The sequence below is a fragment of the Nocardia sp. NPDC059236 genome (genome assembly GCF_042754085.1).
In the GTDB taxonomy this organism is placed as follows: Bacteria; Actinomycetota; Actinomycetes; order Mycobacteriales; family Mycobacteriaceae; genus Nocardia.
The window spans coordinates 347,810-361,748 of the sequence record NZ_JBHZAF010000007.1 but is presented as its reverse complement, the minus strand read 5'-3'; the positions used below and the strand labels follow the sequence as shown (position 1 = coordinate 361,748).

Below are 13,939 nucleotides of genomic sequence, written 5' to 3'. Positions count from 1 at the left end.
TATCGTCGCCCGCGATCGACACTGTATGCCGACCGCGACGTGGCGAATGTCGAACTGCCGGAACGTGATCGGCCGTCCACCTCGGGAGGTGGACGGCCGATCGAGGGGTTTCGTGGGGTCAGACGTCGGTGGAGAAGCGGATGCCGCCGTCGGGGATGTCGACGCCGGGCCAGATGCGGGCGCCGCGGAGGAGTTCGCAGCGGGCGCCGACGTTGGCGCCGTCGCCGATGACGGCATCGCGGACCAGGGCGCGCGGGCCGATGCGGGCGCCGAAGCCGATGATCGAACGCTCCACGGTGGCACCGGCTTCCACGCGCGCGCCGTCGAAGAGGATCGCGCCGTCGAGGCGGGCGCCCGCGCCGACCTCGGCGCCGCGGCCGACGACCGTGCCGCCGATGAGGAGGGCACCGGGGGCGATACCCGCACCCGGGTGGACCAGGGATTCGCCGCGCTGGCCCGGCAGAGCCGGGGACGGGGCGATGCCGCGGACCAGGTCGGCCGAGCCGCGGACGAAGTCCTCGGGGGTGCCCATGTCACGCCAGTAGGAGATGTCCACGTGGCCCTGGATGTGCGCGCCCTCGGCGAGCAGCGACGGGAAGGTCTCCCGCTCGACCGAGACCGGACGGCCGGCGGGGATCTTCTCGATGTACTCGCGGCGGAAGACGTAGCAGCCCGCGTTGATCTGATCGGTCGGCGGATCCTGGGTCTTCTCCAGGAATGCGGTGACCCGGCCGTTCTCGTCGGTGGGGACGCAGCCGAAGGCGCGGGGGTCGCTCACCCGCACCAGGTGCAGGGTGACGTCCGCGCCGGAGGTGTGGTGGGTCTCGAGGACGCTGCCGAGGTCGGTGCCGCCGAGCACGTCGCCGTTGAACACCAGGACGGTGTCGGCGCGCAGCTTGGGCAGCACATTGCGGATGCCGCCGCCGGTCCCCAGCGGTTCGGTCTCGGTGACGTATTCGAGCTCGAGGCCGAGGTCGGAGCCGTCACCGAAGTGCTCCTCGAACACCTCCGCCTTGTAGGAGGTGCCGAGCACCACGTGGGTGATGCCGGCATCGGCGATGCGGGCCAGCAAATGCTGCAGGAACGGCAGTCCGGCCGTGGGCAGCATCGGCTTGGGGGCGGACAAGGTCAGCGGACGCAGGCGGGTGCCCTGGCCTCCGACCAGGATCACCGCGTCCGTCGACCCGGCGGTACTACCGCTGTTCGCCATCTTCTCCCCTGTTGTCAGGTTGTCAGGAATGCGCGCCCGCGATGTTAAACACTCTCGTTTCGATCACGTTCGCGCAGTGCGGATCGAACCGCAAGCCGGCATCGGATCGCAAGTCCAGCCTTCAGCGCGATGCGCAGCGGAGCCTGCCACCAGTGCGGATGCCGGTCGGCCTGGAAACGATAGGCGCTGGCGTGGTGCGCGGGCAGCATGGTCTCCGGGTGACGACCCGCGGCATGCCCCTTGGCATGCGTGACCTCCGCGGACGGCACGAAGACATTGTGCCAGCCGGCCTTGCCCATCCGATCACCGAAGTCGACGTCTTCCATGTACATGAAGTAGCGGGAGTCGAAACCGTCGATGGAGTCGAAGGCGGCCCGGCGCACCAGCAGGCACGAGCCCGACAGCCAGCCGACCGAACGCTCGGAGATCTCCTCGTTGTCCTGGCGGTAGCGCAGGGTCCACGGGTTCTTGGGCCAGATGCTGCCCAGGATGGCGTGGCCGGCGCCGTCGGCGATGCCGGGTACCGAGCGCGCGGAGGGGTAGGTGCTGCCGTCCGGCTCGAGCACCATCGGGCCCAGGGCCCCGGCGCGCGGCCAGCGGCGGGCCGCGGCCAGCAGCTCGTCGATGGAGTCGGTGCCCCAGCGCACGTCCGGGTTGGCGATGACGATGAATTCGATGTCCGGGTCGATCTCGGCGACCGCGCGGTTGATGGCGCCGCCGTAGCCGATATTGCCGCCGGTGCGCAGCAGGCGCACATGGGCGTTGGCCTCGGCGGCCATTTCCGGGGTGCCGTCCACCGAGCCGTTGTCGGCCAGGATGACCTGCGGCTTCTCACCGGTGGCGGTGGCCAGCGTGCTGATGAAGTGTTCCAGGTGCTCGCCGGGCGAGTAGGTCACCGTGACGACGGCCAGCTGCGGTTTTTTCTCCGCAGCGGGGGGTTGTCCGACAGAATCCGAGGGGCTCACGGGGGCCCAGGATAGTCGGAGATGGCGGTCAGTGCGTCGTTCAGTGCCTGCTTCCAGTGACGCAGTGGTGACAGGCCCGCGGCGGCCCACGAATTGCCTGAAAGGACCGAATATGCCGGGCGCGGAGCGGGTCTCGGGAAATCCTCGGTGTCGCAGGGCAGTACGCGTTCCGGGTCCGCGCCGAGGCCGGCGAAGACGGCCCGGGCCAGCTCGAACCAACTGGCCTGTCCGGCATTGGTGGCGTGCAGGATTCGGGGTGTAGTGGGATTGCCGGGCCGGGACGCCAGTTCCAGCAGGCCGGCCGCCAGATCGGGCGCGTAGGTGGGCGACCCGATCTGGTCGCGCACCACGGTGATGGTGTCGCGCTCGCCTTCCAGCCGCCGCATGGTGGCCACGAAGTCGACGCCCGCGCCGGTGTAGACCCACGCGGTGCGCACGATGTCCGCCTCGGGCGCGAACTCCAGAACCGCTTGCTCCCCAGCCAGTTTCGACCGTCCGTAGACCGTGGCCGGTCCGGTCGGATCGTCCGGTTCGTACGGGTGCGTGCCGGTGCCGGGGAAGACGTAGTCGGTGGAGACGTGGATCAGCCGCGCGCCGTTCTCGGCGCACACCCGGGCCAGCACGCCCGGCCCGGTGGCATTCACCGCGAAGGCGGCGTCCACGTCGGTCTCGGCCCGGTCGACGGCGGTGTAGGCGGCGCAGTTGATCAGCACGTCACCGGGATTCACCAGCTTGCGCACGGCATCGGCGTCGGTGATGTCGAGATCGGTGTGGGCTACGCCACGTGCGCCGGGCGCGAGCGTCATCACCGCGCGACCGAGCTGACCGCGCGCCCCCGTCACCAGCAGTCGCGCGGAATCCGGGCGCGGTCGGCCGGTGGTCGGGCTCACGTCATGGGCGGTCACGGCTGTCAGTCTGGCACGAACCCCGCACGACTCACGGAGCCGGCGATACGGCAACATCACCGCTACCGCCACTAGCCTGACTGGCGGGGGCCTTCCCATCGACGCGACCTCGCTCATCGGGGTCCGCTCGGCCGAAGACGCGAAAGGGAGATCGGGTTGCCGGACCGCACCTGGGCATCCGCGCCGCTATCGCCGCGATCCGGTACGGGATCGCGCGAGCTATGGGGCGGCGGTCCGGGCCGCATGGTGGCCGCCGTGATCTCGGTGCTGGTGCTGACGGTGACCGGATTGGGCTGGCACAGCGTGGATCAGCTGGTGGCGGGCATCGAGCGGATCGGCAATCTGGGACTCGGCGGCGACAAGGCCGACGGCGCGACCGACATCCTGATGGTCGGCATCGACTCCCGCACCGACGCCCACGGAAACTCGCTCACCGCCGATGAATTGGCCATGCTGCACGCCGGCGACGACGGCGAGGGCGGGCTCAACACCGACACCATCGTGCTCATCCGGGTGCCCAACGACGGCAGCTCGGCGACCGCCATCTCCATCCCCCGCGACTCCTACGTCGACATCCCCGGGGTGGGCATGGGAAAGATCAACTCCGCCTACGGCGTCACCAAGGCGACCACGGAGCAGAAGCTGATCGACAAGGGCGCCGACCCGGCCGAGGCCGATCGTCAGTCGACGGAGGCCGGGCGGCAGGCGCTGGTCAAGACGGTGGCCAACCTCACCGGCATCACCGTGGACCACTACGCCGAGATCGGGCTGCTGGGGTTCGTGCTGCTCACCGATGCCGTCGGCGGCGTCGAGGTGTGCCTGAACAATCCGGTGGACGAACCGCTTTCGGGCGCGGACTTCCCCGCCGGGGAGCAGAAGCTCGATGGCGCACACGCTTTGAGCTTCGTGCGTCAGCGCCACCAGCTGCCACGCGGCGACGTGGACAGGATCGTGCGTCAGCAGGTGTACATGGCGCAGCTCGTGCACCAGGTGCTCAGCGCCAAGACGCTCACCAGTCCCAGCCGGCTGAAGGATCTCAGCGATGCCGTCGGCCGCACCGTCGTGCTCGACGACGGCTGGGATGTGATCGGCTTCCTGCACGAGCTGCAGGACCTGTCCGGCGGCCAGGTGAAGTTCGAGACCATCCCGGTCAAGGACCTCAACGGCTGGACCGACAACGGCCAATCCGTGGTCCGGGTGGATCCGGCGGCGGTGCACAAGTACGTGGCCAAGGCGGTCGGCGACGCCCCGAGCGAGGGCGGGGTGGACCCGTCCACGGTGACCGTCGACGTCTACAACGCCTCGGGCACCGCCGGCCTGGCCGCGCAGGCGGCGCAGGCGCTGGCGGCCAAGGGTTTCCGCACCGGCACGGTGGACAACTGGATCGGCGGCCCGATCCAGAGCAGCCGGGTGCTGGCGGCCTCGAGCGGCGACGACAAGGCGCGGGCGGTGGCACAGGCGCTGGGCGGGCTGCCGGTGATGGCGGAATCAGGACTGCCCCAGGGGGCGATTCGCGTGGTGCTGGCGACTGACTACGCTGGTCCGGGTTCGGCGACCGGCAGCGCCACCTTCGACTTCTCCGGAAGCAGTACGACCGCGACGCCGGTGCCGCCCGCCCCACCCATCGACGCCGGTACGAACGGACCGAAATGCGTGAACTGAACGAGACCCTCACCGAAGCGGTACTCGACCCCATCCTCGCCCGCGACCCCGCGGGCCCGCGCATCACCTACTACGACGACGCCACCGGCGCGCGGATCGAGCTGTCCGCGCTGACGCTGGCCAACTGGGCGGCCAAGACCGCCAATATGATTCGCGACGAATTCGGGCTGTCCTCCGGCGCCCGGGTCGCGGTGCTGCTCCCGGCGCACTGGCAGACCGCGGCCGTGCTGCTGGGCTGCTGGTGGGCGGGTGTGGAGGTGGTGTTGCACGCCGATCCCGACGCCGAGCTGGCGCTGGTCACCGCCGACCGCATCGACGAGGCCGACGGGATCGCGGAGGTCGCCGCCCTCTCCCTGGATCCGATGGGCATGCCGGTGCGCGATCTGCCGATCGGCGTCACCGACTACGCCACCTCGGTGCGCGTGCACGGCGACCAGTTCCATCCGCGCGGCATCGGCTGCGCGCTCGACGGCACCTCGGTCTCCGCAGTCCTCGACGAGGCCCGCAAATCCGCTGCCCGCCAGGGCTTCACCGCCGAGGACCGGGTGCTGTCGACCGCGTCCTGGGACACCCCGGCCGAACTCGTCGACGGGTTCGTGGCGGTGCTGGCCGCGGGCGCCTCGCTGGTCCAGGTCGCCAATCCCGACGCGGCCGCCCAGGAACGCCGCCTGACGTCGGAGCGGGTGACCGCCCAGCGCCGCTGAGCACGCCTTTCCGAGTACGGCCCTCCTACCGCGGTAGGAGGGCCTTTTCCCTCCTCAGGATGTTTCTCGTCCGCGGCGGTTTCCGTACGGTGGAATCATCCGACGACGAGGGAGTCCCGCGATGATGAGTCCGCGATATTGGACCCGGTGGCTGGTCGAGCACGGCGCCCCGCGGTGGGCGCTGCGACTGCAGGCGCGGCAGGACAACCCGTTCGCGAAACTGATCACCACCTCGGACGCGCTGCACGACCCGTACCCGCAGATCGAGGAGATTCGCCGCCGCGGCCGCCTGGTGCACAACCCGTACACCTGGGCCTCCGCCGACTACGAGCTGACCCGGGCCATCCTGCGTGACAATCGCTTCGGCGCATTCGGGCCCGATGGCGTGGATATGCCGGCGTGGCTGCGCGATCGGCTGAAGCGGGCGCAGACCCCGCCGAATCCGGTCGAACCGCCATCGATGCTGATGATCGATCCGCCGGATCACACCCGCATCCGCAAGTCGGTGTCGGCGGCCTTCACCCCGCGCGCCGTCGGCCGGCTGCGCGACCGGGTGGAGTCGGTGACCGCCGAGCTGCTGGACGCGCTGCCGCCGAACGGCTCCGCCGATCTCATCGCGGATTTCGCCCAGCAGGTGCCGATCGCCATCATCACCGAGATGCTGGGCTTCCCGCAGGCCTCCCGCGACGAGTTCCTCAGCTGGGGTGACGCGGCCAGCCCGCTGCTGGACATCGGCATCTCCTGGCGGTCCTGGCGCGATGCCTACACGGCCATGGGTGTCATGGACAGCTATCTGAACGAGCACCTGGCCGAGCTGCGGCGCGCACCCGGCGAGGACATCCTCTCCAGCCTGGTGACGGCCGGGGAACTGAACGAGCGCGAGCTCAAAGCGACCGCGAGCCTGCTGATGGGCGCGGGGTTCGAGACCACCGTCAACCTGATCGGCAACGGCGTCGTCCAATTGCTCTCGCATCCCGAGCAATTGGCCATGCTGCGCGCGGACCCGGACCTGTGGCCGCAGGCCGTGGACGAGATCCTGCGTTTCGACCCGCCGGTCACCATGACCGCGCGAATCGCCCTGTGCGACGCCGAGGTCGGTGATTTCCGGCTGGCGGCGGGCACGGTGCTCGTGATGTCGCTGGCGGGCGCGAACCGGGATCCGAAGAAGTTCGAGGACCCCAACCGCTTCGACATCACCCGCGCCGATGCCCGCGAGCACCTGACGTTCTCCAGCGGCATCCACACCTGTCTGGGCGCGAGCCTGGCTCGGATGGAGGGCGCGTACGCGCTCCGCGCGCTGTTCGACAACTTCCCCGATCTCACCCTGGCGGGCACGCCCGAACGCCGCCGGCTCTACACCCTGCACGGCTACGCGCACATGCCCGCCCGGCTGGGCCGGCGTGCGACCGCCACCGTGTGACCGATTGCGGCCCACCGTGTGATCGATTGTGGCTCAGTAGAACCCGACCACGTCGTCGCCCCACACGGTATTGCGATCGCGGTCGGGGTCGTCGATGACGCGGTCCATATTGTCGATGACCAGGGTGGTGCGGGTCGCGGCGCTGTAGGGCGGCCAGTGCTTGGAGCCGTCGATGGCGGCGGGCACGCCGTATTCGGCGAAGGCCAGCCAGCGGCGCATCATGCGGCCCGAAACCTCCTGTGCCGCTTTGCGTCCGCCCAGCCAGAAGGTGGGGTCGTAGTCGAAGGAGCCGAAATTTCCGAAGACATAGGGCAATTCGGTGGCGTGGCCGGCGCCGACCCGGGCGGCCTTGAGCATCGGGGTGGCGTGGTCGAAGCGGTACATCCAGGTCGGCGAGTGCGCCGAATGCGCGTCGGCCACCCAGTGCGAGGGCATGCGGAAGGCGGCGTCGGTGGACATGGTGAGCGCGCCGCGCGGGGTGCTGGACTCGTAGGCGGAGGCGATCTCGGCCAGCCGCTCCGGTGACAGGCCGGGGTGTTCGGCGGCCACCCCGCGCAGCATGGCGTTCACCGCGTCCGGGGTGACCGGCATGATGGGCGAGCGGAACAGCCGGAACAGCGAGGCCTCGTCCTTGTTGGTGCCGATGATCAGCGGCACCCGGTGCGAACGGCCCTGCTGGAAGCGCTCGCTCGGGTACGCGGGCAGCAGGTTGCCGTCCACCACGGGCGCGGCGGCCAGCCGGCCGGGTTCGCGCAGCGGCACCTCGTCGAGCAGGGCGCCGGCCGCGGTCACGATGCGTTCGATGGGCATGGTAAGCAGCTCGGCCGAATGGTCGGGGGTCAGCTCCAGCAGTTCCAGATAGCGCTTGGCCACCACGGCGGTGCGTTCGGGTCCGAAAACCGTGGTGGCGGGCGGGGATTGGGCGATGGCGCGATGGAACAGGCCCGCCGACAGCGGTGAGGTGAGCAGCGCGGTGACACAGCCCGCGCCGGAGGATTCGCCGAAGATGGTGACATTGCCCGGATCGCCGCCGAAGGCCGCGGCATTGTCGCGCACCCACTGCAGGGCGGCGATCTGGTCGTGCAGGCCCAGATTCGGGACGAATTCCTCGCCGAGCGAGGACAGGTCGAGGAAGCCCAGTGCGCCGAGCCGGTAGTTGACCGCGACCACGATCACGTCACCGGTCTCGGCCAGCCGCCGCCCGTCGTAGATGGCCTGGGCGGCGGTGCCCAAGCAGAAGGCCCCGCCGTGCAGCCACACCAGGACCGGGCGGAGTTCGTCCGCGTCGGCGACCGGGGCCCAGAGATTGAGCCAGAGACAGTTCTCGCCCATCCGCAGGTTGGCGTCGACGGGCACGAAGCCCGGGGTCTGCGGGGCGACGTCACCGACGCGCACGCATTCGCGGACGCCGGTCCAGGATTGCGGGGGCTGGGGCAATCGGAAGCGATTGGGCCCGGCCGTGCTGGCGCCGTAGGGAATGCCGCGCCACAGCGCCACCGCACCGTCCAGCACACCGGACACCTCGCCGTTCGCGGTCCGCGCAACCGGCGCGCCATCACGTTCCGACAGCCTGTCGAAGAATCGAGTGCTCACACCACACCTCCTCGTACTCCGTAAATCGAGGGTACTGGGTGGTCCCGGGTGCACCGCGGGATCGACGTCAGCGCGCCGCCGGTACGCCCGGACGTCGTTTACGCTGGGCGGGTGCCGAGCTATGCGTATCGATGCCGCAGCTGCGGCGACACCTTCGAGCTGACCCGTCCCATGGCCGAGGCGTCCGCCCCTGCGACGTGCCCGGAGGGCCATGACGACACCGTCAAACTCCTGACCACCTTCGGGACCGTGACCCGCGGCGGCACCGCCCCCGCGCCGGCTCCGTCGAGTGGTGGCGGCTGCTGTGGTGGCGGCTGCTGTAGCTGATCCGGCGGCCGGCGGAAGCGGCGGATTATATATGGTCCAATGCGGCGTCTTCTAGAGTTCGGCGAAACCGCGTAGACTTCCAGCAGGTCGGGACAGCATTTCTGGAGCCCTATCATGACCGAGAGAAAGAGTTCACGCACAAGGTTCGCAGGGTTGGCGGCTGCTGTCGGTATAGCCGCACTTGCCGCGATTCCGGTCGCCGCAGCCGCGGCAAAAGCGCCTACGGCGCAAGCAACGACGCCCACGTCTGCAACCCAACTCGTCGACAACCCCGGTGGCGGTGACGGCCACGGCTGGGGTGGCGGTGGCGGCCACGGCTGGGGTGGCGGTGGCGGCTGGGGTGGCGGTGGCGGCCACGGCTGGGGTGGCGGCCCTGGTTGGGGTGGCGGCCACGGCTGGGGTTGGGGCGGCAATGGCTGGGGTTGGGGCGGCAACGGCTGGGGTTGGGGAAACGGCAATGGCTGGGGATGGAATCCCGGCTGGTGGCTACCCGGCTGGGGTGGCTGGGGCAGCTTCTAGCGCCGGTGATCGAGCCCGGACACGCACAGCGTGCCGGGCTCGGTCGCATCGAGTACCACCCATGTGAAGCCAGGTTCGACCAGCTCGGCTGAAGCCGGTGACGAGATGAAGATCGTGTGTGTCGGTGGCGGGCCGGCCGGGTTGTACTTCGCTATTTCGATGAAGCGACGCGACCCGGCCCATGACATCACGGTGATCGACCGCGATCCTCCCGGATCCACTTACGGCTGGGGCGTCGTGTATTGGGACGACCTGCTCGACATTCTGTATCGGAATGACCCCGACAGCGCCCAGGCGGTGCGTGCCGGGTCGGTCGTATGGCGTGAACAGGCAATCCATGTGTGCGACAACGAGACCGCGCATTTCGCGGGCTACGGCTTCAGCATGGGGCGCGCGGCATTGCTCGACGTACTTTCGCGACGGGCGAGGGACCTGGGCGTCGACGTCCAGCACGGGCGAGACGTCGATGATCTGTCCGGCTTCGGCGATTTCGATCTCATCGTCGCCTCCGACGGCGCGAACAGCCGGATACGACAGCTGGGTGATCACCGTTTCGGCACGTCCGTCACACTCGGCGAGAATCGATATATCTGGCTCGGTACGAACAAGGTCTTCAAGCGATTCACCTTCGCCTTCGAACACACCTCGGCCGGTTGGATCTGGTTCCATGCCTACCCGTCGATTGCCGGAAGAATCAGCACCTGCATCGTCGAGTGCCAGCCGCAGACTTGGCATGGACTGGGATTCGATTCCCTGGACAACCTGGAGAACGTGCGGGTTCTGGAGAACATATTCGGCCGCCCTCTCGACGGTCACTCGTTGATCAGCAAGACACGAGGCGAATTCGCAAGGTGGAGCCGCTTTCCCGAGGTGACCAACAAGACGTGGTATCACGACAACGTGGTGCTGCTCGGCGATGCGGCGCACACGACGCACTTCACCATCGGCTCGGGCACCCGGTTGGCAATCGTCGACGCTATCGTGCTCGCACAGAACCTGTACGAGCATGCCGAGGTCGCCGACGCACTGAAGAATTACGATGCGCAGCGGCGCGCTGCGCTGCGCCCGATACAGGCCGCCGCCCGCACCAGCATGGTCTGGTTCGAACACGCCGACCGGTATCTCGACCGCGGCGCCGTGCAGTTCGCCTATGCGATGTCGGTCCGGCACGGGCTGCAAATGCCGTGGCGGTATCAGCTGCACCTGCTCACACAGGTACCCACGGTGCGCAGGATCCGGCGTGCCATCGACTCCGGACAGCGGTGGCGGCGGGCTGCGCGACGAGGGGAACTCGCGATGGCGCCCCGCTCGAGCCGCTAGCTCGCCGGTTCGGTGTCCTTCTTGTCCGCGTGGCCGAGCGAGCGGCCGGGTGCCACCCGGTCGCGGACGCGCTGCTTGAGGATGGCGATGTCGGGAAAACCGCCGTCGGCCTTGCGTTCCCAGATCTGGTCACCGTCGACGGTGATGCGGAAGACGCCGCCCTCGCCGGGGATGAGGGCGACCTCGGACAGGTCGGTGGCGAAGGTGGTGAGCAACTCCTGAGCCATCCAGCTCGCGCGGAGCAGCCAGCGGCACTGCGTGCAGTATTCGATCGCGACGCGAGGCATGTCCGCGACCTTACCGGGCGCGCCCCGCGCGGCCGTTGGAGCGGGCCCGCTCGTGGTTGTTGGAAGGGGCCCGCTCGTGGCCCGGATCTGTCGGTGCCCTCGGATACAACTTTGCTCAACCGAGGAAGGGGGGATGGATGACCACCGCTTGGACCGCCGATCACGTCGGATCGCTCGCACCGGACGCCGCATCGCTGACCGCCGCCCGCAAGCTCCGTGGCAAGTGGAGCGGCACCGGCATTCACGACACCGCGCTGTGGGGGCGGTGCCGGGGCAGCGGCAGCCGACCGTACCAGACCATCGTGGATCTGTCGGGGCCCGCGTACAAATGCACCTGCCCGAGTCGCAAGTTTCCGTGCAAACACGCACTGTCCCTTTTGTTGTCGTGGAGTGCGGGTGACGTGCCCGCCGCGGACACCGTGGCCGATTTCGCCGCCGACTGGCTGGGTGGCCGGGCCGCCCGCGCCGAAAAGCAGGCCGCGCCCGAGGCCCAGCCCGCCCGCGGTGCCGGGGCCGCCGCCGATCAGCGCCGCGCCCGGGTCACCGCGGGCCTGGCCGATCTGGACATCTGGCTCACCGACCAGGTGCGCACCGGCCTCGCGCAATCGGATCGGTCGATCCGTGCCTTCGAGACGGTGGCGGCCCGCATGGTCGACGCGCAGGCTCCCGGCATCGCCGCGACCCTGCGCCAGTTACCGCTCGCCACCACCCATTCCGAATGGCCCCGGCTACTGCTGCGCGAATACGCCCGCCTGCACCTGCTGACTGCCGCGCACGCCCGTCTCGACACCCTCTCCCCCGGCCTGCGCGCCAGCGTGCGCACCCACATCGGGTACCCCACGCCGGCCGACACGGTCCGCGCCGAACCCGCGGTCCGCGACCGCTGGCTGGTCCTGGGCATCCGGATCACCACCGAAGACGGCCTCTACACCCGCCGAGTCTGGTTGCGCGGCCGCACATCCGGCCGCTGGGCCCTGCTCGTCGACCACCACTACGGCAGCCCCGCCTTCCCGAACGACACCCCGGCTCCCGGTTTCCAGGTGGACGCGAACCTCCACTTCTACCCGGGCGCCACACCCCTGCGCGCCCTCTGGGGCGACCGCCACGAAGACATCCCCGAACCCTTCACCACCATCCCGCTGCATGCGGCCGGTTCCCCGGACCAGAACGGCACCATTGCCGCTGCTCTCGCCGAGCAGGCCCGGGCGTTGGGGGCCGATCCGTTCCTGCGGTCGTGGCCGGTGCTGCTGGCCGAGGTCGTGCCCGTTCGGGGCGAAAAGGGCTGGTACATCGTGGAATCCGGTGGCGATGCGCTGCCGGTGTCGACCGCCGAGGGTGAGCCGTGGCGACTGCTCGGACTCTCCGGCGGGCATCCGGTCACGGTGATCGGCGAGTGGACGGTGGACGGGTTGGTGCCGGTTGCGGCACTCGCCGCCGGGACCATGGTGGATGTCGGTGTGGCACAGGGAAATCCGATGCCGATCTGGGGTGGCGTCGAGGATTCCGCAAGTGCCGAGCTGGTTTCCGCGGCGCTCGTCGGCACGGCGCGACGCCAGGCCGACCTGTCGGGATTGGCGTCGCCGGTTGCCGCCGCGACGACCGCGTTGACCGGGGATCGGGCGGCGGTCCTGCTGGAATCGATTGCGTTGCAGGACTGTTTCGCACGGGGCGGTGTCTCGGCCACCTCGGCGGAGCGCAGTGCGGCCGCGGCCGATGACGAACGGCGGTTGCTGCCGGTCGCGGCGGGTGCGCGGCTGACCCAGCTGCTGGCCGACAATTCGCCGTTCCTCGACGAGTGGTTCGCGCTGGCCGGGCCGCGGGACTTCCGCGCTCCGGACGGAATGGTCAGCGGCCTGCTGGATCGGGCCAAGGCGCTGGCGTCGCATCGGGAACCGCTGCTGCGGCTGGCGGGGGCGCGGGGTCGCTGGCTGGCCGCGCAGCATCCCGGCTGGAAGTCGCTGGTGCGGGCCGCCGCCGAGGACGAGAGCGTGTGGTCGCACGGCCGGGCCGCGGAGCGGCGCAGCTGGCTGTCGCAGCTGCGGCAGCGGGATCCGGCGGCCGCGCGGGCGGCGCTCGCGGCGTCCTGGGGCACCGAGTCCGGGCCGGGCAAGGCCGAACTGCTGGCGGTGCTGGCGGACGGCCTCTCGCTCGACGACGAGGCGCTGCTCGAGACCGCCCTCGACGACCGGCGGGCTGAGGTGCGCCGGCTGGCCGCGGATCTGCTGGGGCGGCTGCCGGATTCGGCGTTCGCGCGGCGGATGGCCGGCCGGGCCGCGGCCTGGCTGAGTTTCGGTTCCCGGCCGGTGCGGCCGCAGCTGGTCACCACCGGCCCGGGCGTCCTCGACGAGGCGGCCCGGCGCGACGGTGTCGGAGACTCCTTCGGCTACACCGCCTATCGCGCCGACGGCGCCCCCGATCTGTCCACCGAATGGCTGCACCGGGTGGTGGCCGCCACGCCGCTGCGGCACTGGGAGCGGCTGCTCGGCCCGGCCGAGGAGGCGGTGCGGGTGCCCATGGCCGAGGGCATGCGCGGCCCCATGATCGCGGGCTGGTCGGATGCCGCGCTGGCACAGCGGAATCCGGAGTGGGCCCGGGCGCTGTTCGGGGCCGTCTCCGGCGCGGACGCCCGCGACGCCGACACCGACAAGCTGCGCGAGCTGTTCGCGCTCCAGCCGGAGGCCGATCAGGTGCGCTACCTGCGTGGCCTGGATTCCAGCTGGCTGGCCGAGATCGAATCCATGCTGCGCGCCATGCCGCATCCGTGGCCCGGCCCGATGGCCGAGCACGTGCTGCGGCTGCTCACCGAGCGCGCCCAGCTGTGCGCCGACCGGCCGGGTGCGCCCAGCCTGGTGCCCGGCTCCTACCGGACGCTGTTCCGCGCGGCGTCCGCTCACTTCCCGGTGGCGGTGGCGGGCATGGTGTCCGGTATCGCCCGCCGATGCGCGGATCCGTACTGGGAGCAGGCCTTCGACCAGCTCGCCCATGACCTCATCGACCGCAAGACAATGCTCGAGGAGCTGCAGTGAC

General features: G+C 70.1%; 12 protein-coding genes. 7 read left to right on the top strand and 5 right to left on the bottom strand.

From position 1 onward, the window contains the following. Positions 1 to 118 precede the first annotated feature (118 nt). From ACFXIV_RS20975 to rfbD, 3 genes are read right to left on the bottom strand one after another with little or no spacing between them, the layout of a single operon-like run. Complete coding sequence (locus ACFXIV_RS20975) at positions 119 to 1,210, bottom strand: NDP-sugar synthase (RefSeq protein ID WP_354833902.1); 1,092 nt, start codon at positions 1,208 to 1,210, stop codon at positions 119 to 121. Positions 1,211 to 1,254: 44 nt separating this feature from the next. Continuing rightward, a complete protein-coding gene (locus ACFXIV_RS20970) occupies positions 1,255 to 2,175 on the bottom strand; it encodes a glycosyltransferase family 2 protein (RefSeq protein ID WP_379394200.1) in 921 nt (306 codons plus the stop codon). Further along, positions 2,172 to 3,089 (bottom strand): dTDP-4-dehydrorhamnose reductase, encoded by a 918-nt coding sequence (gene rfbD, locus ACFXIV_RS20965; RefSeq protein ID WP_379394366.1) that lies wholly within the window; start codon positions 3,087 to 3,089, stop codon positions 2,172 to 2,174. Before rfbD ends, ACFXIV_RS20970 begins: the two co-directional genes overlap by 4 nt. 234 nt (positions 3,090 to 3,323) lie before the next feature. Between rfbD and ACFXIV_RS20960 the strand changes: the two genes are divergently transcribed. The 3 genes from ACFXIV_RS20960 (at position 3,324) to ACFXIV_RS20950 (ending at position 6,866) form a co-directional block, all read left to right on the top strand. Continuing rightward, positions 3,324 to 4,742: an LCP family protein gene (locus tag ACFXIV_RS20960; protein WP_379394364.1), complete on the top strand. Its 1,419-nt coding sequence runs from the start codon at positions 3,324 to 3,326 to the stop codon at positions 4,740 to 4,742. Next, positions 4,730 to 5,446: a TIGR03089 family protein gene (locus tag ACFXIV_RS20955; RefSeq protein WP_379394198.1), complete on the top strand. Its 717-nt coding sequence runs from the start codon at positions 4,730 to 4,732 to the stop codon at positions 5,444 to 5,446. The genes ACFXIV_RS20960 and ACFXIV_RS20955 overlap by 13 nt, the downstream gene beginning before the upstream one ends. Before the next feature lie 124 nt (positions 5,447 to 5,570). After that, complete coding sequence (locus tag ACFXIV_RS20950) at positions 5,571 to 6,866, top strand: cytochrome P450 (RefSeq protein WP_379394362.1); 1,296 nt, start codon at positions 5,571 to 5,573, stop codon at positions 6,864 to 6,866. A 33-nt stretch (positions 6,867 to 6,899) separates the two neighbouring features. Here ACFXIV_RS20950 and ACFXIV_RS20945 read toward each other — a convergent pair whose 3' ends face one another. Continuing rightward, positions 6,900 to 8,459, bottom strand: a complete 1,560-nt coding sequence (locus ACFXIV_RS20945) for a carboxylesterase/lipase family protein (RefSeq protein WP_379394196.1) — start codon at positions 8,457 to 8,459, stop codon at positions 6,900 to 6,902. A gap of 111 nt (positions 8,460 to 8,570) precedes the next feature. Here ACFXIV_RS20945 and ACFXIV_RS20940 point away from each other — a divergent pair, with 111 nt between their 5' ends. The 3 genes from ACFXIV_RS20940 to ACFXIV_RS20930 all read left to right on the top strand — a co-directional run bounded on the left by ACFXIV_RS20940 (position 8,571) and on the right by ACFXIV_RS20930 (position 10,625). Further along, positions 8,571 to 8,786 carry a zinc ribbon domain-containing protein gene (locus tag ACFXIV_RS20940; RefSeq protein ID WP_379394194.1) on the top strand — a complete coding sequence of 72 codons (216 nt, stop codon included), beginning with the start codon at positions 8,571 to 8,573 and terminating at the stop codon, positions 8,784 to 8,786. Between the two features lie 153 nt (positions 8,787 to 8,939). Continuing rightward, a complete protein-coding gene (locus ACFXIV_RS20935; protein WP_379394192.1) occupies positions 8,940 to 9,305 on the top strand; it encodes a hypothetical protein in 366 nt (121 codons plus the stop codon). A gap of 159 nt (positions 9,306 to 9,464) precedes the next feature. Continuing rightward, the gene (locus ACFXIV_RS20930; RefSeq protein ID WP_379394190.1) at positions 9,465 to 10,625 is read left to right on the top strand and encodes an FAD-dependent monooxygenase; all 1,161 of its coding nucleotides are present in this window, start codon (positions 9,465 to 9,467) and stop codon (positions 10,623 to 10,625) included. Here the strand turns inward: ACFXIV_RS20930 and ACFXIV_RS20925 are convergent. Beyond that, complete coding sequence (locus tag ACFXIV_RS20925; protein WP_354833890.1) at positions 10,622 to 10,912, bottom strand: SelT/SelW/SelH family protein; 291 nt, start codon at positions 10,910 to 10,912, stop codon at positions 10,622 to 10,624. The two genes, ACFXIV_RS20930 and ACFXIV_RS20925, sit on opposite strands and share 4 nt — an antisense overlap. A 137-nt stretch (positions 10,913 to 11,049) precedes the next feature. Here ACFXIV_RS20925 and ACFXIV_RS20920 point away from each other — a divergent pair, with 137 nt between their 5' ends. After that, positions 11,050 to 13,938, top strand: coding sequence for a DUF5691 domain-containing protein (locus tag ACFXIV_RS20920; RefSeq protein WP_379394188.1), 2,889 nt, complete (start codon positions 11,050 to 11,052; stop codon positions 13,936 to 13,938). Position 13,939: the final 1 nt, after the last annotated feature.

Coding starts and splice junctions, on each gene's coding strand:
- ACFXIV_RS20925 (WP_354833890.1), bottom strand. CDS start 10,912: ATGCCTCGCGTCGCGATCGAATACTGCACGCAGTGCCGCTGGCTGCTC.
- ACFXIV_RS20920 (WP_379394188.1), top strand. CDS start 11,050: ATGACCACCGCTTGGACCGCCGATCACGTCGGATCGCTCGCACCGGAC.
- ACFXIV_RS20955 (WP_379394198.1), top strand. CDS start 4,730: ATGCGTGAACTGAACGAGACCCTCACCGAAGCGGTACTCGACCCCATC.
- ACFXIV_RS20975 (WP_354833902.1), bottom strand. CDS start 1,210: ATGGCGAACAGCGGTAGTACCGCCGGGTCGACGGACGCGGTGATCCTG.
- ACFXIV_RS20930 (WP_379394190.1), top strand. CDS start 9,465: ATGAAGCGACGCGACCCGGCCCATGACATCACGGTGATCGACCGCGAT.
- ACFXIV_RS20950 (WP_379394362.1), top strand. CDS start 5,571: ATGAGTCCGCGATATTGGACCCGGTGGCTGGTCGAGCACGGCGCCCCG.
- ACFXIV_RS20960 (WP_379394364.1), top strand. CDS start 3,324: ATGGTGGCCGCCGTGATCTCGGTGCTGGTGCTGACGGTGACCGGATTG.